This is a genomic window from Pseudarthrobacter sp. alpha12b, assembly GCF_054130495.1.
Genome location: NZ_CP196746.1, coordinates 3,448,042 through 3,472,408 on the forward strand (window position 1 = coordinate 3,448,042; position 24,367 = coordinate 3,472,408).

Consider the following 24,367-nt stretch of genomic DNA (forward strand, 5'->3'; position numbering starts at 1 on the left):
GGGTAGCTGGCCTCCCGCAGCCTTGGAGGCGTGTCCTGGTGGACTATGTCGCGGGTCACATTCCAGAGGAAACTATCACAAGCCCCAACCCGAAAAGCGCGGGAATCCCCCGAATTTGGACGCGCCGTATCAGATCGTTATGAATAGTTCTGTGAAGTTGGTTTGACTGGACGAAAATGCGGGTCAGCGCGTAACCTACGCGCTGATGACAAGCCGTGTCACAAGGTCACACCATGACGCAGCCAACCGCTCGCTTGTGACTCCGTGTTCACGGATGAGGTGCAGGAGCCGTTCGGGGTCCAGGGTGGCATTGAGGGAGCCGGCCATCAGCAACGGTTCCGGGGAGTCAACGCCACCTTCGCGCAGCAGCATCTCCACGTGCCGGTCCCAGAGCGCGGCAGCGGGGACTTCGAACTTTCCCCGGGCAGCGTTTCCGGCTGCGAGGACCAGGTCCCCGTATTCCTGCACGTAGGCAATGCGCTCGGCACCGAAGGCGATAAGCCGGTCGAGCGGCGGAGCGCCCGGCCCCAGGGGCGGCGGCCCAAACAGGAACCGGGCCTGGAAGGCGGCCTCCGAATCATTCAGCAGGGCCAGCATCAATCCCGCCCGGCTGCCGAAGCGGCGGAAGACGGTACCCTTTCCCACGCCGGCCTGCTCGGCCAACCGGTCCATGGTGAGCGCCGCGGCGCCGCCCTGCGCTATCAGTTCCCGGGCAGCCAGCAGGAGGCGCTCCCGGTTCCGGGCAGCATCGCTGCGCTCCGCGGCCGTTACCGGGGTCATTCCCGGCCGCACTGGGATGGAACTCACAAACACAGTGTAATCATGGGGAATATAACCGGACTACGGTCCGTTTAGTCTGGTGAAGGTTCCAAGAGCCTGAAGTTTGACCGAATGCGGCCCCCGCCGCTCCCCTAGCCAGGAGTTCCCATGACCAAGAACACAGTCCTTACCCTCGTCGGCAGCCTCCGCGCCGAGTCAACCAACCAGAAGCTGGCGGAAGCCATCCAGCTCAACGCCCCGGAGCAGGTGGACGTGGTGATCCACGAGAGCCTGGGCAACATCCCGTTCTACAACGAGGACCTCGACGTCGAAGGCCAGGTCCCTGCCGCCGCCGCAGCCCTGCGCGCCGCAGCCGAGGAGGCCGACACCCTCCTGCTGGTTACCCCCGAACACAACGGAACCGTTCCCGCTGCCCTGAAGAATGCCATCGACTGGCTGTCCCGCCCCTTCGGCGCCGGCGCCCTGGCAGGCAAGCCCACCGCCGTCGTCGGCACCGCGTTTGGCCAGTACGGCGGCGTCTGGGCCCAGGATGAGGCCCGCAAGGCCGCCGGCATTGCCGGCGCGCAGATCCTGGAAGACGTCAAGCTCGCCGTCCCCGGTTCCCTGGTGCGCTTCGCCGAAGTCCACCCCAAGGACGATGCCGAGGTAGTGGAGCAGATCAAGGGCATCTTCGACGCCCTTGCCGCAGCAGCTCCGGCAGCCTAGTCCCCCGGGTCACACAGTGCCCGGCATGCAGTCTGCGTGCCGGGCACTTTTGCGTCCAGCGGCGCCGTGACCAACTCTTGTCCCAACCGGTACCGTGCGGACATCCGCGGCGGCAAGGGCCGCCGTAGCGTTAATCCACTGGACCTGACGGATCGGATTGCGGTGCCCCATGGCAAAAAGCTGGAGCTGGGAAGGGTATAGGCGCGGCGCCCTGGCGGTGGCCGCGGGCTGCCTGGTGCTGGTGCCTTCCGGCTGCAGCCTCCCCCTTTCCCAACCCGGCGGCTCCTCCCCGCCCCTGGCCGGGGCCGATGCCGGATCCAGTGCAGCCCCGCTGGCCCTTCTTCCCGCCACGCCGCCCGGCACTCCTTCCGAAGGAGAGTCCGGAAAAGCGGAAGATCAGCACGCAGCGGGCTTTCCGGACCCGGGCAGCAGCGCCGGGGCCACGGTTCCGCCGGTAACGGCGTACTTCGTGCTGGTGGACGACGGCGGGAGGCACGGCGTCCGCTTCGGCTGCAATGACAGCCTGGTTGGCTCCGCCCAGGCGGGAGGCGCCGGGGATGCCCGGCTCAAGGCGGCGGTCGGCGCCCTGCTGGGTGACGGGCGGCAGCCCGGGAACCTCTACAACGCGCTGGGCGCCTCCCGGCTGAAGTTCCTCTCCGGCAGCTTCGACGGCACCACCGTCACCGTCTACCTGGCGGGAACCCTGAATGCAGGCGGAACGTGCGACCTCTCACGGGTCGAGGCCCAGCTCACCCAGACCGCCCTTGAGGCCGTAGGTGCCATCCGGGCCAACATCTACATCAATGGAGAAAGCCTGGCGGACTACCTGAAGCTGAAGTAGCAGGCCCAACAGCCAGTAAATCAGGGATAAACAGCTGTTGCTTTTAGGGCAACAGCTGGCTGTATCCTGACTCTGTGACCCACGAAACACTTGACGCTTCGGCCGGGACGCTCCCCGCCGAAGCCATCGACGCGATCGAACGCGCGGCCACGTCGGCCCACCGCCACGAGGAGCTGTTCTCCGCGCGTGCGGCGAACATCCGCCAGTCAGCCGTCAGGGACGTCTTCGACATCTCCATGCGGCCCGGCCTGGTTTCCCTGGCCGGGGGAAGCCCGTATCTGCAGTCGCTTCCCCTGGACCGCCTGGCAGCGACGGCAGCTAAAATCATCGCCGACGACGGACTCACGGCCCTGCAATACGGCGCCGGGCAGGGAACCCCGGAGCTCCGGGCGCAAATCTGCGAGGTCATGGCCGCCGAAGGCATCCTCGATGCCTCGCCGCAGAACGTGGTGATCACGGCGGGCTCCCAGTCGGCCCAGGACGTGGCTACCAAGCTCTTCTGCAATCCGGGAGACGTGGTCCTGGTGGAGGACCCCACCTACGTGGGCGCACTGAATACCTTTGAGGCCTACCAGGTGCAGGTGGAGACCGTGGAGATGGACCAGTACGGCCTGGTCCCGGAACTGCTGGAGGCGCGGATAGCGGCCCTGCAGCTGGCCGGCAGGAGCATCAAGTTCCTCTACACCATCCCCAACTTCAACAATCCCTCCGGTATCACCCTGGCCAGGGAACGGCGGCAACAGGTAGTCGATATATGCCGCAGGGCGAATATTCTAGTCCTGGAGGACAACCCCTACGGTCTGCTCCGTTTCGAGGGCGAGCCCCTGCCTCCCCTGCGCGCCGCCAACCCTGACGACGTGATCTACCTTGGCTCCTTCTCCAAGATCTTCGCCCCCGGCCTCCGGATCGGCTGGGCGCTTGTGCCTGAACACCTGCAGCGCCGGTACTACCTCGCCGCGGAAGCGGTGACGCTCTGCCCGCCGGCCCTGAACCAGATGCTGGTCTCCGCCTACCTGCGCGACTACGACTGGAAAGGCCAGATTGAAACCTACCGCGGGCTGTACGCCGAGCGCTGCCGGGCCATGCTGGCCGCCCTCAAGGAATACATGCCGGCAGGAACCACCTGGACCAGTCCGGAGGGCGGCTTCTTCGTCTGGGTGACACTGCCGGAGGGCCTGGACACCTACCCGCTCCTGCACAAGGCGATCGACGCCGGCGTGGTGTTTATCCCGGGCGCCGCCTTCACGCCGTCGGACGAGCCGTCCAACAAGCTGAGGCTCGCCTTCAGCGCCGTACCTCCCGATGCCATCGCCGAGGGAGTGCGCCGATTGGCGCCGGTGCTGCAGGAAGCCATGGCGGCGCTGTAGCGTAAGCCACACGAACGCCGAAAACCGAGCAAAGGAGCATGCATATGGGTGGAATCATCGTTGTGGGGGTTGACGGCAGCGAGACCGCGAAAAGGGCGGCCGAATCGGCCAAGAATCTGGCTGCCGGCCTGGGCGCCGCACTGCACGTCGTGTCGGCCTTCGACAGCGACCGGACCGAGGTGTTCGGCAGCGGCAGCGACCGGTGGATCGTGTCCGACGCGGACGCCGCGGAGCAGGTGGCGCGGACGGTGGCTGAATCATTGGGCCGCGACATCACGGTAACGTATTCGGCAGCCCGCGGCCGGCCCGCCGACGCCCTCATCAAGGAAGCCGTCCGCATGGACGCCCGGATCATCGTGGTGGGAAACCGGCGCATGCACGGCATCGGGCGGGTCCTGGGCAGCGTGGCCAACAGCGTGGCCCACAACGCACCCTGCGACGTGTACATCGCCAACACTTACGACGCCGACTGAGCCGCCGCACCGCTTGAGGTAACGCAGGACACCCCCCGTGGTGGCGGACATCGCCACGGGGGGTGTCCGTTCTCACCGCCATATCACCGTTTCAGCTACCGGCGCAACGATAAAATTGGATGGGCCCCCAAAGGCGTGGACACTGCCAAATCCACCCCCAGCGAAGGGCTCCCCTTGATCACCATGCAGCGCCGCCAGCTCGTTGGCCACGACATCCTCCTGGCCCGCCACGGCAACCACATCAGCTCCATGCGGGTGGACCGCAGCAACGACAGGGTGGTTGCACTGCTGGATGACGGCAGCCTGGACAGCGCACCGAACCTCATCACTCCCGGACTCCAGCTTCCCCAGACCGTGCGGAGCGTCCTGCGCGAGGACTGGAAGCTGCTGAGCGCCTGGGCCGGCATGGCCGCGCTCATGGGCGGCCTGATGACTGCCGCCGCAGTTGTCCTGGGCACCACGGCCGATCCGGCCATGCTCGAGGCCTTCACCGCCTACTCCGCGTACTAGGCCAGCCTCCCGCGCGCGGACCCGAGGGGGCGTTCAGCCCGCCAGCCAGCCCTGCAGCACCCACCAAATCCCGGCCATCACCAGGCCGCCGAAGAGCGAACCGGCCACCACCTGGGCCAGGGAATGGGCCCGCAGGACCACCCGCGACCAGCCCACCGCCGGGATCAGAACCAGCAGCGGGGCCCACGCGGCGCCAAGCATCAACACCGATACGACGGCGGCGCAGGACACGGCGGCGGCGTGACCGCTCATTTTCCAGAACGGGCTGACCACGGCGAGTACCGCCACGCCGCCCACCACCGCCAGGACCATCGCAAAGACGCTTTCCGGCGCATCCACGGCGCGCAGCACCAGCAGCCCCAAGGCGATGCAGCCCAGCGCCATTAGGAGGACGGGGGCGCGCTGCTTCCGGTCGCTGACGTGATGGTCCGTGACCTTCCCCAGCCTGACCAGCACCAGCAGCACCACCAGCGGCAGCACGCACACGAAAAGGGCCGCCAGCGCCCCGTAGCCCATGGTTCCCGGGAATCCTGCCTGGGCCAGGGGGCTGATCAACAGCTGCAGGGAAACCACCACCGGCGGCTGGAAGACCTCAGTCAGCCACCTGGCCGTGCGGTTTTTGACCCGAATCGACCCGTTGTCTACCGCCACGTCCTAGTCCAGCAGGAGCGCGGGCTCTTCCAGGATGGCCGCGACGTCGGCCATGAAGCGGGCGGACAGATCACCATCCACCACGCGGTGGTCGAAGGATCCCCCGAGCGTGGTGATCCAGCGGGGAATCACCTCTCCATCCAGGACCCAGGGCTTCTGCTTGATGGTTCCGAAGGCAACAATGGCCACCTCGCCCGGGTTGATGATGGGCGTACCCGTGTCGATGCCCAGGGCGCCGATGTTGGTGATGGTGAGCGTCCCGCCCTGCATCTCCGCCGGCTGCGTCTTCCCGGCCCGGGCCGTGGTGGCCAGGTTGTTCAGCGCCAGGGCCAGCTCCTTCAGCGACAGGTCCTGGGCGTTCTTGATGTTGGGGACCATGAGGCCGCGCGGGGTGGCTGCGGCAATGCCCAGGTTCATGAAGTGCTTGACATGGATTTCCGCCGTGTCGGAGTCTTCGTTGTCTACCCATGATGCGTTGACGCTGGGGTTCCGTGCAGCGGCCCAGATGACAGCCTTGGCCAGGATGAGGAGCGGGGAGACCTTGATGCCCTCGAAGTCCCGGGAAGACTTCAGCCGCTTGACGAACTCCATGGTGCGGCTCGCGTCGACGTCCACGAAGATGCTGACGTGCGGGGCGGCGAAGGCCGATTCCACCATCGCCTTGGCCGTTGCCTTGCGGACGCCCTTGACCGGGATGCGCTCCACTCGCTGGTCCTGCGGCTTGCCGGCCTTGCCCCAGAAGCCGTCCGCCTTGTCCAGTTCGGCGTCGCGCTGCGCCTGGTAGCTGACCAGGTCCTCGCGCGTCACCTCGCCGCGGGAACCGGTGGCAACGACGTCGGCGAGGTCGATGCCAAGGTCGCGGGCGATCTTGCGGACCGGCGGCTTGGCCAGCACCCGGTTGACCAGGCCCGTGATGGTGCCTCCAAGGGTCGGCCGGTTGTCGACGACGGCGGCAGGTCCGTAGGCGGGAACTTCGGCGGCCGTGAGGGGCTGGACAGGTTCAATCCCGGGGGCGTTGACCGTCACGGCGGCTGCCGGTGCCGTTTTGCGCGGGCGTCGTTTGACGGCGTCGGCCTTGGGTCCGGAACCCACCAGGGGGGCGTTGGACGGGGCACCGGCCGCGGTGTCCTCCGGCGCATCCACGGGCAGCTTGCCGTAGAGCGGCTGTGCGGGGACAGCAGGGGCAGCGGCAGCTTGGGGGGCGCGGACATCGGCAGGAGTGGGGTCGCCGGAGACCTCGTCGCTGACGCTGATGATGGCGGTCCCGACGTCGACAGTCACCCCTTCCTCCACCAGCAGTTCGGTGACGGTCCCGGCAAAGGGGGACGGCAGTTCCACGATCGACTTTGCGGTTTCGATCTCGCAGATGACGTCGTTGACGGCGACGGTGTCGCCGGGCTTGACCTTCCAGGAGACGACTTCCGCCTCGGTGAGGCCCTCGCCGACGTCGGGCAGGTTGAACTTGTTCAGGGTCATGGTGTCCTCAGTAGGAGAGGGCGCGGTCCAGCGCCTCCAGGATGCGGTCGATGTCCGGAAGGTAGTCTTCCTCCACCTTGGCAACGGGGTAGGGCATGTGGAACCCGCCCACGCGGATCACCGGGGCCTCCAGGGAGTGGAACGCCCGCTCGCTGATCCGCGCTGCAATCTCGCCGCCGATTCCGCCGAACGTGGGGGCCTCGTGCGTCACGATCAGCCGGCCGGTCTTTTGGACAGAAGCGGTGACGGTGTCGAAGTCGATCGGGGAAATTGACCGGAGGTCGATGACCTCGATGCTCCTGCCGTCCTCCGCCGCTGCGTTGGCGGCCGCCAGCGCCACGGGCACCAGCGGGCCGTAAGCCACCACGGTGGCGTCCGCACCCTCCCGAAGGACATGGGCCTTGAACGGATCCTCCGACGGCCCCGGCGCTTCGACATCAACGTCGCCCTTGAGCCAATAGCGGCGCTTGGGTTCGAAAACGATGACCGGGTCCTGGCACTCCACGGCCTGCTGGATCATCCAGTAGGCGTCATGCGGGTTGGACGGGGTGAGGATGCGCAGGCCCGCCGTGTGGGCGAACAGTGCCTCCGGGGACTCGGAGTGGTGCTCAATGGAGCCGATGCCGCCGCCGTACGGAATCCGGATGACCACGGGCACGCTGAGGTTGCCGTTGCTGCGCGAATGGATTTTGGCGAGCTGGGTGGTGATCTGGTTGAAGCCGGGGAAGACGAACCCGTCGAACTGGATCTCGCAGACGGGGCTGTACCCGCGCAGGGCCAGGCCGATGGCGGTGCCGATGATTCCGGATTCCGCCAGCGGGGTGTCCACCACACGGTCCGGGCCGAACTCGCCGATCAACCCGTCCGTTACCCGGTAGACGCCGCCCAGCGGCCCGATGTCCTCGCCCATCAGCAGCGTCTTGGGGTTGGCGGCCAAGGTGGCACGAAGGCCTTCGTTGATGGCCTTCGCGATGGTCATGGTGGTCATCAGTGGCCTGCCTTTGCTGCGTGCCCGGCGGACTCTTCCCCGCCGGCGAATCCTGCGCTGTACTCTTCGAACCACGCCAGTTCCTCGGCCACCAGCGGATGGGCTTCCTTGTAGACGTTGGCGAATGCCTGCCGGATGTCCGGGTTTTCAAGATCGTGGGCGGTTCGCCGTACGTAGGCGGCCAGCTCGTCGCCGTCGGCCTTGACCTTGGCGAAGTAGGCGTCGTCTGCCAGGCCTTCGGCGCGCAGGTACTTCTCCAGCCGCGCCAGGGGGTCCTTGGCGCGCCAGGCGTCTTCCTCCGCCGACTGCCGGTACTTGGTGGGGTCGTCTGCCGTGGTGTGGGCACCGACCCGGTAGGTGAAGGCTTCGATGAGGACCGGCCCCTTACCCTGGCGGGCGTGCTCCAGCGCCCACTCGGTGACAGCATGCACGGCGATCACGTCATTTCCGTCCACGCGGATGCCCGGGAAGCCGTAGCCCTTGGCGCGGTTGGAGAGCGGAACGCGGGTCTGGACATTGGTGGGCACGGAGATGGCCCAGTGGTTGTTCTGGCAGAAGAACACCACGGGCGCCTTGTACGAAGAGGCGAACACCATGGACTCATGGACGTCGCCTTCCGAGCTGGCGCCGTCGCCGAAATAGGCGATGACGGCGGCATCCGGCTGCTTGCCTGCTGCGTCCGATGCTGCGGCGAGCTTCTGGTCGCGCTGGATCCCCATTGCATAGCCCACCGCGTGGAGGGTCTGTGCAGCCAGGACCAGCGTGTACAGGTGGAAGTTGGTGTCCTTGGGGTTCCAGCCGCCGTTGGAAACACCGCGGAACTGGCGCAGGAGCTCTGCCAGGTCCACGTTGCGGGTCAAGGCCACGCCGTGCTCCCGGTAGGTGGGGAAGATGTAGTCCTGGGGCTGGCTGGCCCTGCCTGAGCCGATCTGCGCTGCTTCCTGGCCGGTCAGCGGTACCCAGAGCGCGAGTTGGCCCTGGCGCTGGAGGGCGGTGGCTTCGACGTCGAACCGCCGGATCGCGGCCATGTCGGCATACAGGCCACGGAGGTCCGCCGGGGTGAGTTTGTCCGCGTAGTCGCTGAAGACCGGATCGGCGCCCAGCTTTCCGTCGGGACCGAGCAGCTGCACCATCTGGGCAGCCGGCTCGCCCATGACGGCTTCAGCATCGGCTTCCCGCTGGTCGTCTACCGCTGTTCCGTCGAACTCGGTGGAAGGCAGATTAGTGCCCATACCGTCTCCTTGCTTGCCGCATCCGGATGCAATGCAATGTCGCTGGGATATATGCAGCACGGGGAATACATTCCCGGTACGGCATATACATTGGCTTACTGATCCTAACTTTATCTTCGGTAAGTAGCGGGAGGGCTACTTGTTAAGTGCTAGGAAGTTGCCGGCGCCTTTGTATAGTCGGCACACAACTGGAGGAATCTGGTGTTGGCTTCAGGTTCCGCGATGCTGACCCGCACGCCTTCCCCGGCGAAGGCACGCACGGAAAGGGCATGTGCCCCTGCCATCTGCGCGAAGGCGGCGCTTTCGGCACCAAGCGCCAGCCACACGAAGTTGCCCTGGGCGTCAGGAACGGACCAGCCGAGGTCGCGGAGGCCGGCGGTTACCCGCGTCCGCTCGTCCACGAGTGTTTGTACCCTTTCCACAACCTGGGCGTAATTCTCAAGGGAAACAATTGCGGCCTTTTCGGCTATTTGGGATACCGCAAAGGGTGTTGCGGCAACCCGGAGATACTGGGTCAGTTCGGGGTGGGAGACGCTGTAGCCAACGCGGAGCCCGGCCAGGCCGTGCGCCTTGGAGAAGGTCCGGAGCACCACCACGTTGGGGTATTTCCGGTAGAGGTCGATCCCGTCCACGGCGTCCTCCGCCCTGACGAACTCCTGGTAGGCCTCATCAATGACCACTACGACGTCGGCCGGGATGGACCGGATGAAGGCTTCGGTTTCGGCTGCGGCAAGGGCGGGGCCAGTGGGGTTGTTGGGCGTGCAGAGCAGGATGACCTTGGTGCGGGCACTCACGGCGGCCGCCATGGCCTCCAGGTCATGCCGCCCGTCTGCGGTCACCGGAATGCGTACGCTCTCGGCCCCTGCCAGGCCCACGCTGATGGGGTACGCCTCAAAGGAGCGCCACGCATAGATGACTTCGTCCGCCTTGCCGTCGTCGTTCTGGCCGGCAAAGGCTGCCAGGATCTGGTTCAGGGCGCCCAGGCTTCCGGCTCCGGTAACGATGTCCTCGGCCGGCACGCCCAGGAATTCCGCGAGCGCCGCGCGGAGCTTGCTGCTCAGCGGGTCCGGGTACCGGTTGAAGTCCGTCTGGCCGGCTATGGCGTCGAGCACGGCCGGAATGGGCGGCAGCGGGTTTTCGTTGGAGGACAGCTTGTAGCTGGCCAGACCGCTGACGGCGGCCGGCGGTCTGCCTGCGGCGTAGCGGGGCAGCCGGTCCAGCACCGGGCGCGGTGCGATTCCGCCGGCCCTGGTATCAGATGAAGTCATGGCTCCTAGCCTACTTCCAAGCCCCCACAGGGGCTCCGGGAGCGAGCCGCCGAAAATCAAGGCCAACGCCGCCCGCTCATGGGGGACCGTATGGAAGCATGGTGCCATGGGTTCATTTATCCTTCGGGTCGTCGTCAATGCCGCAGCTCTTTGGGTGGCCAGCTGGATCCTGCCGGGAATGGACATTTCGAGCACGGCGGCATCGGATGCCGTGGCAAGGACCGGTATTTCGCAGGACACCGAGACTGTCGGCATTGTCCTGGCCTACCTCTTTATCGGCCTCATCTTCGGTGTGGTCAACGTTTTCGTGCGCCCGTTGGTGCGGCTCCTTGCGCTTCCCATCACCATCCTGACGCTTGGTTTGTTCGCCATCGTCATCAATGCCGCCATGCTTTACCTGACCGCTTGGATCAGCAATTACACGCCGGTGCACCTCACCATCGATTCCTTCTTCTGGACTGCGCTCCTTGCCGCGATCATCATCTCCCTGGTGTCACTGGTGGCGGGTCTGCTGCCGGGCGGCAGGCGCTGACTCCCTGGCAGCGAGCCCGCCCTTCCAAGTAGTAGGCGGGCAGAAAACAGGTACCCAATAGGTGCCAGCCCCCGAAACAGCTGCCAAAACTCCAGTACCGAACACCCATGACCCCTACGGGGCCAGCCCCTTAGGCTGCCAATCGGGCCACCAACGGCCCATTGCTGTCAGTTCCGGATAACGGGGTCCCAGAATGAAGCCCATAAGATTCCTGCTTGCTGCCTGCCTGCTGTTCGCTTGGCAGGCCAGCCCTGCTCACGCCGAAACAGAAACAGTGCCCGCACCGCAGGGCACCGCCATGCTGGGCAATGACATCTCCTGGCCACAGTGCGGCGGCGACCTTCCGGTGCCCCCGGCATTTGCGATCGTGGGTGTTAATGGCGGACGGCCGGACACGGTTAACCCGTGCCTGGATGCTCAGCTGGCGTGGGCGGACCAGAGCGGGGAGGGAACCGCAGGCATCCCGGCGGCGGTATATGTGAACACCGCGGCAACAGGGCCTGTGGAGTCCTTATGGTGGCCTGTGAACAACACGTACCACGGGACGGAAGTCAGTAACCCGTATGGACTCTGCGATGGCACCGCGTCTCCGGCCTGCGCCTACGTCCACGGCTACGCCATGGCCTTCAACGACGCCGCAGTCCTAAGGGAAGCGGATGCCGGGGTGATTCGCCGTATATGGTGGCTGGACGTTGAAACCGGGAACAGCTGGCTGTTCGACAAAGCCGTCAATACCGCAGAACTTGAAGGCATGACCGCCTACGTGCAGGGGACCGGCGCGGATGTTGGAATCTACTCCACTGCCTACCAGTTCGGCCTGATTGTGGGCGAGGTCAGTCCCGGCAGCAACCTTTACCCGCTGAGGAACTGGCTGGCAGGCCCCGACTCGGCATCCTCCGCGCGGGAGTTTTGCGCGGCCGCCCCTCTAACCGCCGGCGGGACCGTCACCACGACCCAGTTCACTGAAGACAACCTCGACTACAACTACCGGTGCCCCGCCGCCGCTCCGGCACCCGCTCCGCAGCCTGCCCCTCAGCCCGCTCCCCTACCCGCCCCCCAACCCGACAAGACACGCTTCAATCGGTTCGCTGAACTGCACGCCGCCCAGATCTCGTAAACCCTGCCTTCGGCGGCCACAACCACCCGCCTACTTGGCACCCCGTTGAGGTTTGCCTGAGAAGGGATCCCTGCGGTCCATGGGCGGAGTGGGCGGTGGAGGCTTCGACAAGGAAAAGCGGGTGGCAGTAGCAGCACCACCCGCGCCCAGCACTCCGCCCAGCACTGCGGTGGACTGGGCCAGTGATGGATCTTTGCTGGCCCCCACCAGGGTTGCCGCCTCCTCATAGCCTGTCAGGCGGTGCCCGGGTCCCAGGCCGGCGTCTTCTCCCCCGCGCACGTACAGGTCATTGGTCACGGTTACGGTGACCTGGTTCCTGGCGTCCCGGTTCGGTAAGCCATCACTGCCCGGCACCCAGTCCGTGCGGTGTTCCAGGTGGAGTGTGCTGACCTCCGGCGGAGGCGTTATGCGGGCAACGGGCGATCCGGCAGTCAAGACGTATTTCACCTGGTACTCCTGGAGGAAGTCCTCATCAGCCGCCAGGTTCATGGCGTGGATGCCGCCCTGGCTGTATCCCACGGCCACCACGTCCGCTCCAGGTGCCGCACCGGCGGCCCGCAGCGCTTGGCGGACAGCGGCATTCACCTGTTCCGAACTGCTGCCCATTCCATCGACAATGCCGGAAAGATCGAAGGGGTTGGTGCCTTCGTCGGCGCCGTTCACCTGGGTTCCTGGAATGACCACAACGTACGCCTTCCCGCCGCCGGTATCCACCTCCACAACTTCGATGTAGCCGCTGCCGCGCTCCTCGATCAGCCGGACCCGCTCAAGCAGCCCGGCGGGAGTGGCGTCGAGATCGATGCGGACGCTCTCTTCCTGCCTGACCGTCACCGGCCCGGGGCGCAGCGCGGGAACGAGCCATTCAACCCCCGGCTTAATCACGGGAAGGACGGTTACCGCATTTGCCGCCAGTGTTTCGGTGGCGGCACCGTTGAGGAATCCTGTGCGCCAGAAGTCAACGTGCTTCTGAAGTTCCACCGCGGGGTCGGACAAGCCATGCATCCGTTGCATGTGGGCAGTCGATTCCGCCATTTCGTAATCCCACCGGCAGCTGCGCACCTGCCGGCTGATCCGCTGCAGTTCCAGGCGGACTTTCTGGACCGCATCCCGGGCCTCTCCAACGGCGATAAGCGCGGCGGTGCCCGTGGAGCGCGGTTGGTTCTGGTGGGAACCAAGCTCCTGCCAGGCGCCAAAAAGCTCGGCCTCAACGGCGGTGAGCCGCCCGGCAAGCCCATCGAGCTTCGCGGCTCCCATTTCCAGTTCCTCCAGCTGCACGGTAATGCCACCCACGCCGCCGGAAATTGTCAGGATGCCGTCCGGAGGTGGTAGCGAAAGATGGATGGGACCACCTGACCCCGAGGGCGTTGCGTCAGCCATCAGAACCGTCCGTCAGCCGAACACTCGGCTGTCAGTGCTGCGCGCGCATGGACAGCCACTGCGGCAGAAGCCTCCTGGATCCGGTCCACCGCGCGCCGTAACGCCACCGCCTGCAGGCTCACGGAATCGCGGTACGCCTGTCCGGCCGGTGATTCCCAGTCCACCAGCCGGATCTCGTGAAATCCCGCAAGCACCTCTGCAGTCCTGTCGGAACACTGCGCCACCTTTCTGCCCACCTCCTGGACTTCAAGGCTGATGCCCAGCCCACCGCCCCATACCCCGTCCATCAGATCGTTCCCCATGCCCAGCTTCCCGTCGCATCCTCCCGGCCGGATACCCCGCCCTGACCTTGCCCTTTCCAACGCTAAGGACGCGTCCCTTCCCGGGTAAGCGCCGCCGTCGGCTATGTGGACAAGTAACGTGGCCGGCCCGCTTAAGGCGGCGCCGGACTTCATGAAAGAATCAGCACATGCCTGAAACTGCCGCCACAGCTGACACCCGTACGCCCTCAGGACGCCTGGCCCTCGCCGCGTCACCGGAAAAAATTGCGCTCGGACCCCTGGACGGCCGCTACCAGTCCGCCGTCGCACCCCTGGTGGACTACCTGTCAGAGGCCGCGCTGAACCGGGACCGCGTGGCCGTTGAAGTCGAATGGCTCATCCACCTGACCAGTAACAACGTCCTCCCCGGCGCCGGACCCCTGAGCGGCGCTCAGCAGGAGCAGCTCCGCGCCATCGTCACCGAATTCGACGCCGCATCCGTCACGGAACTGGCCGAAATCGAGGCCGTGACCGTGCACGACGTGAAGGCCGTGGAGTACTACATCGGCCGCCGCCTCCCCGCAATCGGCATCGAAAACCTGACCGCCATGGTCCACTTCGGCTGCACGTCCGAGGACATCAACAACCTCTCCTACGCTTTGGGCGTCAAGGGCGCTGTGGAGGACGTGTGGCTGCCGGCAGCCCGCGCCCTGGTGGCACAGATCAGCAGGATGGCAGAGGACAACCGGGCCGTTCCCATGCTGTCCCGCACCCACGGCCAGCCCGCCACCCCCACCACGCTGGGCAAGGAACTGGCCGTCATCGCGCACCGCCTGACCCGCCAGCTGGACCGGATCGCGAAGACCGAATACCTGGGCAAGATCAACGGTGCCACCGGCACCTACGCGGCCCACGTGGCTTCCGTCCCCAGCGCTGACTGGCAGCAGGTATCCAAGTCCTTCGTCGAGGGCCTGGGCCTGACCTGGAACCCCCTGACCACGCAGATCGAAAGCCACGACTGGCAGGCCGAGCTCTACGCCGACGTGGCCCGCTTCAACCGCATCCTGCACAACGTCTGCACGGACATCTGGAGCTACATCTCCATTGGCTACTTCGCGCAGATCCCGGTGGCCGGTGCAACGGGCTCGTCCACCATGCCGCACAAGGTCAACCCCATCCGCTTCGAAAATGCCGAGGCCAACCTGGAGATCTCCAACGGTCTCCTGGACACCCTCGGCGCCACACTGGTGACCTCACGCTGGCAGCGTGACCTCACCGACTCCTCCAGCCAGCGCAACATCGGCGTGGCGTTCGGCCACTCCCTGCTGGCCATTTCCAACGTGGCCAAGGGCCTGGAGCGCCTGGACGTTGCAGAAGACGTCCTGGCAGCGGACCTGGACACCAACTGGGAGGTCCTGGGCGAGGCCATCCAGATGGTCATGCGCGCCGAGGCGATTGCCGGCGTCGAAGGCATGGAGAACCCCTACGAGCGCCTCAAGGACCTCACCCGCGGCCACCGCGTGGACGCTGCGCGCATGCAGGAGTTCGTCCAGGGCCTGGGCCTTTCCCCGGAGGCCGAAGCACGCCTCCTCGCCCTCACTCCCGGCGGGTACACCGGCATCGCGGACCAGCTGGTGGACCACCTGAAGTAGGGCCCGCGGCAGGGCAGGCAGGTACGACGGCGGCGCCAGGCTCCCAGGGGGGCCCGGCGCCTTCCTCATGCCCCGTCAATGTGACGCCATCTCCGGCGTGCGCCTCCGACCCTCCTGGGGTGGGAAACTGGGAATATGAAGTTGCTCCTGATCCGCCACGGCGAAACCCCCGGCAACGTGCTGGGCCAGCTGGACACCGACCATCCCGGCCCCGGACTGACTGAACTCGGGGAACGCCAGGCAGAGGCCATGGCGCGGGCGCTGGCCAACGAACGCATCGGCGCGCTTTACGCTTCAACGCTGGTCAGGACGCAGATTACTGCCGCCCCGCTGGCGCGGCTGCACACCCTTGATATCGAGGTGCTGGACGGGCTGCACGAGATCGAGGCCGGATCCCTGGAGAAGCTCACCGACCACGAATCCCACAAGCGCTACATGGGAACGGTCATCTCTTGGGCTGCCGGCGACCTGAACCGCCGCATGCCGGCAGGGCCGGACGGCCATGCCTTCTTCGAGCGGTTCGACGCCGCCATCGCACTGGTGGTGGAGCGGGCGGAACGGCAGCAGCACGGCACCGTTGCCGTAGTCAGCCACGGTGCCGCCATCCGCACCTGGGCGGGGCTCCGGGCCGACGGCGCAGACCACGAGTTCGCGGCCCGCCACGTCCTGGCCAACACCGGAATCGTGGCACTGGAGGGCAGTGTGGCCACGGGCTGGAAACTGATCCACTGGGACGGAAGCCCGGTGGGCGGCCTTGCCCTGGCAGACCCCACCGCGGAGGATCCGACAGGCAGGGGCGTATCCGCCCCCTAGGCCTGCTGCCGGTGGCGCCGGGGAGAGAATGCCCGCATCGCGCGACACGGACCTGCACCCATCTGGCTGCCCAAGCTGCCACGGGCACCCTGGATGCTCTTGGCGCGGGACGGGACCGCGGGGATGAGCTGCGCCGCCATCGCTGCGGCGGCTGCCGCCGTCGGACGTTCCCCGGGATCCATTGCTGTCAGGGAACGCAGCAGGAGGGCCCAGCCGCCGAGGTGGTCCGGAACCTCCGGTGACCTAAGGGTCCGGGCAACGAGGGATTCGATGGCGGTGCCCGGAAAAGCCTTTGAGCCCGTGAGGAGCTCCAGGAGGACCAGCCCCATGGCGTACACATCCCAGGACGGCGAGGCCACCCCGCCGGACGCCTGCTCGGGACTCATGTAGTGCACTGTGCCGGACGAGATTCCGGGTTCGGGAGCCGAGCCGGTTGCGGCGGCAATTCCAAAATCGATGATCCGGACGGGACTTCTCCGCAGGCCGCTCAGCATCAGGTTCGCGGGCTTGATATCACGGTGCACCAGCCCGTTGGAGTGAAGGTGGGCCAGCGCATCGAAAAGGCCGCGGGCCCAGAGTGCCACATCACCGGGCCTGGCGCTTTCCACCCGGATGGTCTCGGCCAGGCTCGCGCCCAGGGCCAGTTCCTCCACGAGGTAGGGGCGCCCGGAATGGGCTCCGCCGCCGGTCACGACGCCCTGGTCCACAAGCCTCGCAATGGACGGGTGGTTGAGGCGGGCCAGGACGGCGGCTTCGTGCCGGATCCGCTGGTGCTGCTTCCGGCCGTCGGCTGCCGCAATCTTCGCGGCGACGTCCGGGCCGCCCTCCAGGTCCACCGCACGGAAAACCTCGGCGGCAGACCCCCTGCCCAGGCGTTCCCGAAGCTGATAGCGGCCCGCCAGGAGCGTCCCGGCATTCGTCCCGGCATTCAGCGACGAATGCGGCCGCGCCGCCTGTGCTGTCCCGGCGGCCCTCATGCGGGGAAAACTGCGGAGGGGTACGCCGCGCGGGGACCAGTTGTCCACGCATCGAGCTGGAACCCGCAAGCGCAACGCCACACAGGAGGAAGCTCGGTGCCATCGGCATCAGTGGGCGCAAATGTATAGCTGGCACCCTCCCGCCCGAGGGCCGGCGTAACGAGCTGCATTGGAGTACCGCAGTGGACAGCTGCCCTTCCCTGCGGCGCAGTGGTGCCGTCCAGGGTGGATCGCATGAGGTCCATGGGGTCATCCGCGATTGCCGCGCCTATGCGGGAGGGCTCACGCGGTGAAACTTCGGTGAAAGTAACCAACACACTCACGACTCCGTTGGGAAGCAACTTTAGGAACATCGTAAGCTTACATATAACTAGGTCATCTAGCTAGTCAGGCTAGTGAACTTTTACTTCTTCACTTTCACGCGCCTGGAGCGACTCGGTCATTCGCTGGAGGAAGTCGACCACCGTGCGCGCTTCCTCAGCAGTGAGGCCTTCCGCGACCGCCATCATCCGGCGGTGCATGGCGCCGAGCGCCTCCCGGACCTCCTTGTCCGACTCAACCGTGGGGACTACCACGACCGATCGGCGGTCCGAGGGGTGCGCTTCGCGGCGAACGTGGCCGCTGGCCACAAGGCGGTCAATCAGCGAGGTGGTGGAAGCGCTAGTAATATTGAGGAATCGGCTGAGGTCCTTGGGGACCACCTGCTTTCCCGACGCCTGGACCCTCAGCAGGTACCTTAGGGCAAGGATGTCCGTCTCGCCCATGCCCATGGAGTCCCTGGTGCTGCGGCGGATCTCGGTCTCCGCTGCGCGATAGTCCCGGAGGGCCTTCAATACCGCCGCACTGTAGTCCAGCTGCCCGTCGGGTCCGTACCAGTAGCCGGATCCCTCATTGCCCATAGAAGCCATGCCATCATTTTAGACCAGCTGGTAACTAGACTGCCAAGTAACTTGCGTTTGAGCCGCTCCGTTGACGTTTTCCGCCTGCTAACCGGCAGGAAACACCTGCGTAACTCCCCGCCCCTAGCCTTATCAGGCATACCCCTCCGGCGAATCGAGGCAGATATGCAGACCAATCCCAGACTGAACATCCGGCAGGTCTCCTGGACCAACCCCGTGGGTGCCGACCTTCGCCGCGCGCAGCAGGCCGAACTGGACGCCCGCTTTGGCCGGCCTGACCACGAACCCGGCCCGCCGCCGTCGGAGGCCGACTGCGCAGTGTTCCTGGTGGCCTACGACAAGGGGTCGGGACAGCCCGTGGGCTGCGGCGGGCTGCGGCTCCTGGATGGGTCGACGGCCGAAATCAAGCGGCTCTACGTCCTGCCGTACACCAGGGGTTCCGGCGTGGCCAGCTCCATCCTCGCGGCCTTGGAGGCAGAGGCCTTCAGGCAGGGCATCACCCGTATCAAGGCGGAGGCAGGGTCAGCCCAGCCCGACGGCCGGAATTTCTACGAAAATTCAGGTTTCGAGCCGATTCCGAACTTCGGGCCCTACATCGGCCTGGAGCACTCGCACTGCTACGCCAAGCGCATCAATGCCCTTAGTGCCGCGCAGACCGCCATGGCATAGCCGGGGCCCGGCAGGCCCGTCACACTGGGAGGGCACGCACTCCCGTCAGCTAATCTCAGCCTATGGAAACAGCGGACATCACCTTCCGGACCCGCAAATGGGTCCGGCCCGAGGACCTCAACGCCAACGGGACACTCTTCGGCGGCAGCCTGCTGAAGTGGATTGACGAAGAGGCCGCTATCTACGCCATCCTCCAACTCGGAAACGGCCGCGCCGTCACCAAGTACATCTCGGAGATCAACTTTGTCAGCTCAGCTGTTCAGGGCGACCTGATCGAGATGGGCCTGACGGCCACCCGGTTCGGCCGGACCTCGCTGACCATGCGGGCCGAGGTCCGCAACATGATCACGAGGCAGAGCATCCTCACCATCGAGGAGATCGTCTTTGTGAACCTGAACCAGGAAGGCAAGCCCGAGCCGCACGGCTACACGGAAATCACCTATGACCGGGACCGGATCCCCACCCACCACCTGAGCGGGACTGCGGTCCAGGACTAACGTTTCCCCTCGGTTTACACCCAGGTCCCCAGCCGTTTCCCCAACTGGTCCAAAGTGAGCAGCCGGGCTGTTTATCGAATCGATAGCTATAACAGCCCGGTTTTTGTCATGCCCGGCTATAGGCTGTGCGGACATGCTCCGATTCCAGTCCAGAAATGAGTCCTGATCGTGCGTAAATTGAAGACTTTGGTTGCCGCCGCCGTCGCCGTCACCCTTCTCGCCGGCTGCGGCGGGGCCTCCACCCCGCCGGCCGCAACCGGTGAAGCCTCCGGGGCTCCGGCAGGCGCGTCCGGGGACACCCTGGTTCTCTACACCAACTCCAACGGCGAGGGCCGGGGGGATTGGCTGGCCGCGAAGGCGGCCGAGGCCGGGTTCAAGATCGAGATCGTTGGGGCCGGGGGCGCCGATGCCACCAACAAGCTCATTGCGGAGAAGAACAACCCCATCGCGGACGTGGCTTTCGGCCTGAACAACATGTACTTCTCGCAGGTAAAGAACGAGGGCGCACTGGAGGCCTACCAGCCCGCATGGGCAAGTGAGGTGGACAAGGGCCTTGGTGACGGGGAGACATACTGGCCCCTGGTAAAGCAGGCCATCCTCCTTGGCTACAACTCGGACAAGATCGCCAAGGACGCCGCGCCGAAGGACTGGACGGACCTCTGGACCAAGGATGAGTTCAAGAGCCGCTACGAGCGGGTCACCGGCTTGGGCACGGCCACGGCGCAGCTGGTCTTCGCAGGCATCCTCTCCCGGTACCGGGACGACTCCGGCGATCTGGGCATTTCCGACGACGGGTGGAAGCAGGTTGAGCAGTACTTCAAGAACGGCAGCCCCGCCGTGGCCAAGACCGACCTGTTTGCCCGCATCGCCTCCGGCGAGGTGGACATGGGCCAGATGCCGTCCTCGATCATCGCCGACCGCGAAAAGTCCTTCAAGGTGAACGTGGACACGGTCATCCCTTCCGTGGGTGTCCCGCTTGCCGTGGAGCAGATTGCCCTGGTGAAGGGAACCAAGAAGAAGGAGCAGGCGCAGAAATTCATCGACTGGTTCGGCAGCGCAGAGGTCCAGGGCGAGTTCGCCCAGAAGTTCAACTCGATGCCGGTCAACAAGGGGGCACAGGCCAAGGCCAATCCCGAGGTGGTGGACTTCTTCGCCGGCCTTAAGCAGCAGGACATCGACTGGGACTTCGTCCAGAAAAATATGGGCGCCTGGGTGGAGAAGATCGAACTTGAATACATGACGTAACCCGTACTGCCAGCCGCCTTCCCCGCGTTCCATCAGACAGGTTAGCCATGATCCGCTTGGAAAACATTGAAGTTACCTTCGGCGATTTCACCGCCATTCCGCATCTGGACCTGCATGTCCGGCCCGGCGAGTTCTTCACCCTCCTGGGGCCCTCCGGCTGCGGAAAGACGACGGCGCTGCGCACCCTGGCCGGCTTCATCCAGCCGGCCGGGGGGACGGTCAGGGTGGACGGGAAGGATGTGACCCGCCTGCCAAGCGACAAGCGGCAGGTGGGCATGGTGTTCCAGAACTATGCCTTGTTCCCCAGCATGAGCGTGTGGGAGAACATCGCTTTTGGGCTCCGGGTCCGGAAGGAAAAACCGGCGGACAGCGACCGCCTGGTGCGGGACATCGCACGGCGTGTGGAGCTCAGCGATGAGCAGCTTGCCAAAAATGTGGCTGAGCTGTCCGGTGGCCAGCAGCAGCGGGTGGCCGTTGCCCGGGCCCTGGTGCTGCGGCCCAAGATCCTGCTGCTGGACGAGCCGCTGTCCAACCTGGATGCCAAGCTCCGCCACCAGCTGCGCCAGCAACTCAAGGACCTGCAAAGCGAATTCGGCATCACCACCGTGTATGTCACCCATGACCAGGACGAGGCCTTGGCCATGAGCGACCGCGTGGCGGTGTTCAACAAGGGAGTGATCGAACAGGTTGGGACGCCGCAGGACATCTACGACCACGCCGCTACAGAGTTCGTCTGTAATTTCATTGGTGACAGCTCAGCCCTGACACCGGAGTTCGTGGCGGAGGTCAACCGGCTCTCCGCAGGCAGCCTCAGCACGGACGCCAGATCCTACCTGCGCGTGGAAAAGGCCTCGTTGGACCAGCCCGCGGACGGAGGAACCGCCGTCGGACTTCCCGCCACCGTCATCTCCCGTACCTATCACGGGCTGCACAGCCGATACGTGGTCCGCAGCCACGGCGCGGACATCCGCCTCCTGGTCAGGGAGGACGGGGGCGCGCACCCGGAGGCGGGCACGGCCACCACGGTCTACGTCCAGCCCGGACACATCCTCCAGTACCATCCGGGGACCGGGGCCTCACTGCGCCAGGACCAGGCGGTTGCCCTGCCATGAGCGCCAACTCCACAGTGCGCAGCATGGGCCGTTCGCCCTTCACTCTGGTGGTGGGCGTCGTCCTCACCTGGTTTATAGCCGCGTTCCTGGTCTGGCCCAACGTCAACATCCTGATGGCCACCTTCTTCCCTGACGGCAGTTTTTCGGGCCGCGCCGCTGAGAAGCTGTTCTCTTCACAGCGGGCAATGAAGGCGCTGGGCAACAGCTTCCTCCTGGCCGTGGCGCTGTCCGTCACCGTCAACCTCGTGGGCGTCTTCATCGTTTTGGTAACGCACTACTTCCGGATCCGCGGCTCGAGGATCCTCTTCCTGGGATATGCCTCCACGTTCATCTATGGCGGCATCGTGCTGGCGGCGGGGTACAAGTTCATTTACGGCGACAAGGGCATTGTCACTTCGCTGCTGGTCAGGCTGTTCCCCGGGATGGACCCCGGCTGGTTCTCAGGTTTCTTTGCCGTCCTGGTGGTCATGACCTTTGCCACCACCACCAACCACATGCTGTTCGTTGCCAACGCCCTCAAGGGCATCGACTACCAGACCATCGAGGCCGCCCGGAACTTGGGCGCTTCCACGTGGACCATCCTGCGGCGCATCGTCCTGCCCATGCTCAAACCCACGCTGTTCGCCGTCACCATCCTGTCCTTCCTCACCGGTCTGGGCGCCTTGAGCGCCCCGCAGGTGCTGGGCGGCCGCGACTTCCAGACCATCACGCCGATGATCCTGACCTTCACCAACAGCCCCACCTCGCGGGACCTGGCGGCACTGCTGGCCGTGATCCTGGGCCTGGCCACCATGGTGATGCTCGCCGTCATGTCCCGCCTGGAGAAGGGCGGCACGTACTTTTCGGTGTCAAAGGTGTCATCCGACCTGCAGAAGCAGGACATCACCAACCCCGCAGCCAACCTGGCCGTGCATGCCGTGGCCTATCTCCTGTTTGCCATCTACACGCTCCCGGTGGTGCTGATCGTGCTGTACTCGTTTGCGGACGGCGCGGCCATCCAGACGGGACAGCTCTCGCTGGCCAACCTGACACTGGATAACTACGTCCGCGTCCTCACCCAGCAATCCGGGCTCCGGCCTTTCATCGTCAGCGTTGTGTACAGCGCCCTGGCGGCGGTCATCGCGGTGGGCGGACTGCTCTTCGTGGCCCGGCTGCTGCAAAAATACAAAAACTGGGTGGCCTCAGGCTTCGAATACCTGCTCCACATCCCGTGGATCCTGCCGTCCGCGCTGCTGGCCCTGGGCCTGATCGTCAGCTACGACCACCCCAATCCCCTGGTGGGCGGCGCCGTCCTCACCGGAACAACGGTGATCCTGCTCATTGCCTTCGTCACGGTAAAGATCCCGTTCACACTCCGGATGCTCAAGGCATCCTTTGCCTCCGTGAACTCCTCGCTGGAGGAGGCCGCTGCCATCATGGGCGCCAAGACGCTGTATGTCTTCCGGCGCATCCTGCTGCCGCTGGTGCTCCCGGCGGCAGCTGCCATCACGGCCCTGAACTTCAACAGCCTGCTGGACGACTATGACACCGCCATCTTCCTGGCCCATCCGCTGGTGCAGCCGCTGGGCCTGGTGATCAAGGCCAACACCGATGGGGCCGAAGGCACCGAGGGAATCGCGAACACCTTCGTTTACACGGTGCTCCTCATGGTCATCACCGGCGTGACGATGTATCTCGTGTACGGCAGGTCCGGACGGCGCAGGGCCAGGAAGCAACTGCCCGCGGACACTTCCGGCCCGCAGATCCCCGGCCCGGGGTTTCCCGGCGCCCAGGCCCCGGGCGAGGACGACGCCACACGGCCGGCCGCTGCCGTCCGCTGACTACGTCCCCGAACCGCTGCCGACGGCGGCCCGTTCGTTCCGCCGTCGGGCCAGGTTGAGCATCCGGTCGCGGAACGGCTGGGCACGGTCAGCGAGGGCTACGCGCCCCAGCGCCGAGGAGGCGAGGCTCACGGCGCGGGTCCGGAGCCGCCGCCGGCGGTCAAAGGCACGGAGCGCCTGGTCTTCGGGCAGGGTGTTGAGAAGGCCGGCCAGTGTCACCGCGTCCACCAACGATTCGCAGGCTCCGCGGCCAAGGGTGGGCATCATGGCGTGTGCGGCGTCACCGATGAGCACTGTCCGGCCGCGGACATAGGAGCGCAGGGGCGGCACTGTCCACAGTCGCTGGACCAGGCATTCCTCCGGAGTGGCTGCGGCCAGCGCGCGCCGGATGGCAGGTGCGTGACCGGCGTAGCGCTCCCGGGCCTGTTCCAGGGTTGACGGCACGTCGATGCCGTAGGGGCCAAGTCCGGACCGGTAACTGGCGTACCAGAAGGACCCGCCCCGGGCGGCGGCCATGCCGAACAGGTCGCCGCGGCCCCAGTACTCGCCCACCTCGTCCGGGGCGACAGGAGTTGGGAGGGTTCCACGGAGGGCAAGGTAGGGCGTCAGGCGGGCATCCGTGCCGGGGCCCCAGGCCTTGCTGCGGACCACGCTGTGAACGCCGTCGGCACCAACCACCAGTCCTCCGTCCGCGGGCACATCGCGTATCTGGGCGGTGATCCGGCGGACGCTTGCCGGGACGGCGGCATCGAGGAGCCGCAGCAGGTCGGTCCGGGAGATACCGAACATGTCCCCGGCATCGACGGTGATCCACGGCTCGCCCTGGGCGTTGCGGACCGATCCGCTGCCGAGCACCGGGCTCACCGCCCGCGCCTGGTCCAGTATCCCCAGCCGGGCCAGGGCTCGCTGGGCATTGGGCCACATCCCCAGGGCGTTGCCGACGGCGGGCAGCTCCGGCCGCTTCTCGTGCACCGTTACGTGGAAGCGGTTGGGGTCCAACGCCGCAGCGAGGGCAAGCCCGGCGATGCCCCCGCCAACAATCGTGATCGGTTCCATGCCGCAATTTTACTACTTTTGTAGTGAATCGGAAGGGGTCCCACTACACT

Annotated in this window: 25 protein-coding genes; 14 read left to right on the forward strand and 11 right to left on the reverse strand. The window is 65.9% G+C overall.

Annotated elements, in window-relative coordinates; genetic code table 11:
• Positions 1–195: 195 nt before the first annotated feature.
• On the reverse strand, positions 196–807 hold the full coding sequence (locus tag ACTAQI_RS15880) for a TetR/AcrR family transcriptional regulator (RefSeq protein WP_457947106.1): 612 nt from the start codon (positions 805–807) through the stop codon (positions 196–198).
• A 120-nt stretch (positions 808–927) separates the two neighbouring features.
• Between ACTAQI_RS15880 and ACTAQI_RS15885 the strand changes: the two genes are divergently transcribed.
• The 5 genes from ACTAQI_RS15885 to ACTAQI_RS15905 all read left to right on the forward strand — a co-directional run bounded on the left by ACTAQI_RS15885 (position 928) and on the right by ACTAQI_RS15905 (position 4,676).
• The gene (locus ACTAQI_RS15885) at positions 928–1,485 is read left to right on the forward strand and encodes an NAD(P)H-dependent oxidoreductase (protein WP_457947108.1); all 558 of its coding nucleotides are present in this window, start codon (positions 928–930) and stop codon (positions 1,483–1,485) included.
• A gap of 169 nt (positions 1,486–1,654) precedes the next feature.
• Positions 1,655–2,326 (forward strand): GerMN domain-containing protein, encoded by a 672-nt coding sequence (locus ACTAQI_RS15890; protein ID WP_457947110.1) that lies wholly within the window; start codon positions 1,655–1,657, stop codon positions 2,324–2,326.
• 74 nt (positions 2,327–2,400) lie between these two features.
• Positions 2,401–3,693, forward strand: a complete 1,293-nt coding sequence (locus tag ACTAQI_RS15895; RefSeq protein WP_457947111.1) for an aminotransferase-like domain-containing protein — start codon at positions 2,401–2,403, stop codon at positions 3,691–3,693.
• Between the two features lie 44 nt (positions 3,694–3,737).
• A complete protein-coding gene (locus ACTAQI_RS15900; RefSeq protein WP_457947113.1) occupies positions 3,738–4,166 on the forward strand; it encodes a universal stress protein in 429 nt (142 codons plus the stop codon).
• 174 nt (positions 4,167–4,340) lie between these two features.
• Entirely contained in the window at positions 4,341–4,676 is a 336-nt protein-coding gene (locus ACTAQI_RS15905; protein WP_457951083.1) for a hypothetical protein, read from the forward strand.
• 33 nt (positions 4,677–4,709) lie between these two features.
• On the opposite strand, the gene ACTAQI_RS15910 is transcribed toward ACTAQI_RS15905, so the two are convergent.
• The 5 genes from ACTAQI_RS15910 to ACTAQI_RS15930 form a co-directional block, all read right to left on the reverse strand.
• Entirely contained in the window at positions 4,710–5,327 is a 618-nt protein-coding gene (locus tag ACTAQI_RS15910) for a phosphatase PAP2 family protein (RefSeq protein ID WP_457947115.1), read from the reverse strand.
• Positions 5,328–5,330: 3 nt separating this feature from the next.
• Positions 5,331–6,803, reverse strand: a complete 1,473-nt coding sequence (locus tag ACTAQI_RS15915; protein WP_457947116.1) for a dihydrolipoamide acetyltransferase family protein — start codon at positions 6,801–6,803, stop codon at positions 5,331–5,333.
• A 7-nt stretch (positions 6,804–6,810) separates the two neighbouring features.
• The gene (locus ACTAQI_RS15920) at positions 6,811–7,791 is read right to left on the reverse strand and encodes an alpha-ketoacid dehydrogenase subunit beta (RefSeq protein WP_457947117.1); all 981 of its coding nucleotides are present in this window, start codon (positions 7,789–7,791) and stop codon (positions 6,811–6,813) included.
• Entirely contained in the window at positions 7,791–9,023 is a 1,233-nt protein-coding gene (gene pdhA, locus ACTAQI_RS15925) for a pyruvate dehydrogenase (acetyl-transferring) E1 component subunit alpha (RefSeq protein WP_457947118.1), read from the reverse strand. Before pdhA ends, ACTAQI_RS15920 begins: the two co-directional genes overlap by 1 nt.
• A 149-nt stretch (positions 9,024–9,172) precedes the next feature.
• The gene (locus ACTAQI_RS15930; RefSeq protein ID WP_457947120.1) at positions 9,173–10,291 is read right to left on the reverse strand and encodes a histidinol-phosphate transaminase; all 1,119 of its coding nucleotides are present in this window, start codon (positions 10,289–10,291) and stop codon (positions 9,173–9,175) included.
• A 106-nt stretch (positions 10,292–10,397) separates the two neighbouring features.
• Between ACTAQI_RS15930 and ACTAQI_RS15935 the strand changes: the two genes are divergently transcribed.
• Both ACTAQI_RS15935 and ACTAQI_RS15940 read left to right on the forward strand, forming a co-directional pair.
• Positions 10,398–10,823, forward strand: coding sequence for a phage holin family protein (locus ACTAQI_RS15935; RefSeq protein ID WP_457947121.1), 426 nt, complete (start codon positions 10,398–10,400; stop codon positions 10,821–10,823).
• A gap of 274 nt (positions 10,824–11,097) precedes the next feature.
• Positions 11,098–11,940 (forward strand): hypothetical protein, encoded by an 843-nt coding sequence (locus ACTAQI_RS15940; protein ID WP_457947123.1) that lies wholly within the window; start codon positions 11,098–11,100, stop codon positions 11,938–11,940.
• 30 nt (positions 11,941–11,970) lie between these two features.
• Here the strand turns inward: ACTAQI_RS15940 and ACTAQI_RS15945 are convergent, their stop codons facing one another.
• Positions 11,971–13,230: a hypothetical protein gene (locus tag ACTAQI_RS15945; RefSeq protein ID WP_457947124.1), complete on the reverse strand. Its 1,260-nt coding sequence runs from the start codon at positions 13,228–13,230 to the stop codon at positions 11,971–11,973.
• Between the two features lie 86 nt (positions 13,231–13,316).
• Positions 13,317–13,619: a hypothetical protein gene (locus ACTAQI_RS15950; protein ID WP_457947126.1), complete on the reverse strand. Its 303-nt coding sequence runs from the start codon at positions 13,617–13,619 to the stop codon at positions 13,317–13,319.
• A gap of 167 nt (positions 13,620–13,786) precedes the next feature.
• Here ACTAQI_RS15950 and purB point away from each other — a divergent pair, with 167 nt between their 5' ends.
• A complete protein-coding gene (gene purB / locus ACTAQI_RS15955) occupies positions 13,787–15,229 on the forward strand; it encodes an adenylosuccinate lyase (protein WP_457947128.1) in 1,443 nt (480 codons plus the stop codon).
• 135 nt (positions 15,230–15,364) lie between these two features.
• Positions 15,365–16,042, forward strand: coding sequence for a histidine phosphatase family protein (locus ACTAQI_RS15960; RefSeq protein ID WP_457947129.1), 678 nt, complete (start codon positions 15,365–15,367; stop codon positions 16,040–16,042).
• Here ACTAQI_RS15960 and ACTAQI_RS15965 read toward each other — a convergent pair.
• Positions 16,039–17,019 carry a serine/threonine-protein kinase gene (locus ACTAQI_RS15965; protein WP_457947131.1) on the reverse strand — a complete coding sequence of 327 codons (981 nt, stop codon included), beginning with the start codon at positions 17,017–17,019 and terminating at the stop codon, positions 16,039–16,041. The two genes, ACTAQI_RS15960 and ACTAQI_RS15965, sit on opposite strands and share 4 nt — an antisense overlap.
• Positions 17,020–17,411: 392 nt before the next feature.
• A complete protein-coding gene (locus tag ACTAQI_RS15970; RefSeq protein ID WP_457947133.1) occupies positions 17,412–17,927 on the reverse strand; it encodes a MarR family winged helix-turn-helix transcriptional regulator in 516 nt (171 codons plus the stop codon).
• A gap of 156 nt (positions 17,928–18,083) precedes the next feature.
• Between ACTAQI_RS15970 and ACTAQI_RS15975 the strand changes: the two genes are divergently transcribed.
• The 5 genes from ACTAQI_RS15975 (at position 18,084) to ACTAQI_RS15995 (ending at position 23,261) form a co-directional block, all read left to right on the forward strand.
• The gene (locus ACTAQI_RS15975; protein ID WP_457947135.1) at positions 18,084–18,587 is read left to right on the forward strand and encodes a GNAT family N-acetyltransferase; all 504 of its coding nucleotides are present in this window, start codon (positions 18,084–18,086) and stop codon (positions 18,585–18,587) included.
• A gap of 62 nt (positions 18,588–18,649) precedes the next feature.
• Positions 18,650–19,084 carry an acyl-CoA thioesterase gene (locus tag ACTAQI_RS15980; protein ID WP_457947136.1) on the forward strand — a complete coding sequence of 145 codons (435 nt, stop codon included), beginning with the start codon at positions 18,650–18,652 and terminating at the stop codon, positions 19,082–19,084.
• 168 nt (positions 19,085–19,252) lie between these two features.
• Positions 19,253–20,329: an extracellular solute-binding protein gene (locus tag ACTAQI_RS15985; RefSeq protein WP_457947137.1), complete on the forward strand. Its 1,077-nt coding sequence runs from the start codon at positions 19,253–19,255 to the stop codon at positions 20,327–20,329.
• A 47-nt stretch (positions 20,330–20,376) separates the two neighbouring features.
• On the forward strand, positions 20,377–21,441 hold the full coding sequence (locus tag ACTAQI_RS15990; RefSeq protein ID WP_457947138.1) for an ABC transporter ATP-binding protein: 1,065 nt from the start codon (positions 20,377–20,379) through the stop codon (positions 21,439–21,441).
• The gene (locus ACTAQI_RS15995) at positions 21,438–23,261 is read left to right on the forward strand and encodes an ABC transporter permease (protein WP_457947140.1); all 1,824 of its coding nucleotides are present in this window, start codon (positions 21,438–21,440) and stop codon (positions 23,259–23,261) included. The genes ACTAQI_RS15990 and ACTAQI_RS15995 overlap by 4 nt, the downstream gene beginning before the upstream one ends.
• Here the strand turns inward: ACTAQI_RS15995 and ACTAQI_RS16000 are convergent, their stop codons facing one another.
• Entirely contained in the window at positions 23,262–24,317 is a 1,056-nt protein-coding gene (locus ACTAQI_RS16000) for an FAD-dependent monooxygenase (protein ID WP_457947142.1), read from the reverse strand.
• Positions 24,318–24,367 lie beyond the last annotated feature (50 nt).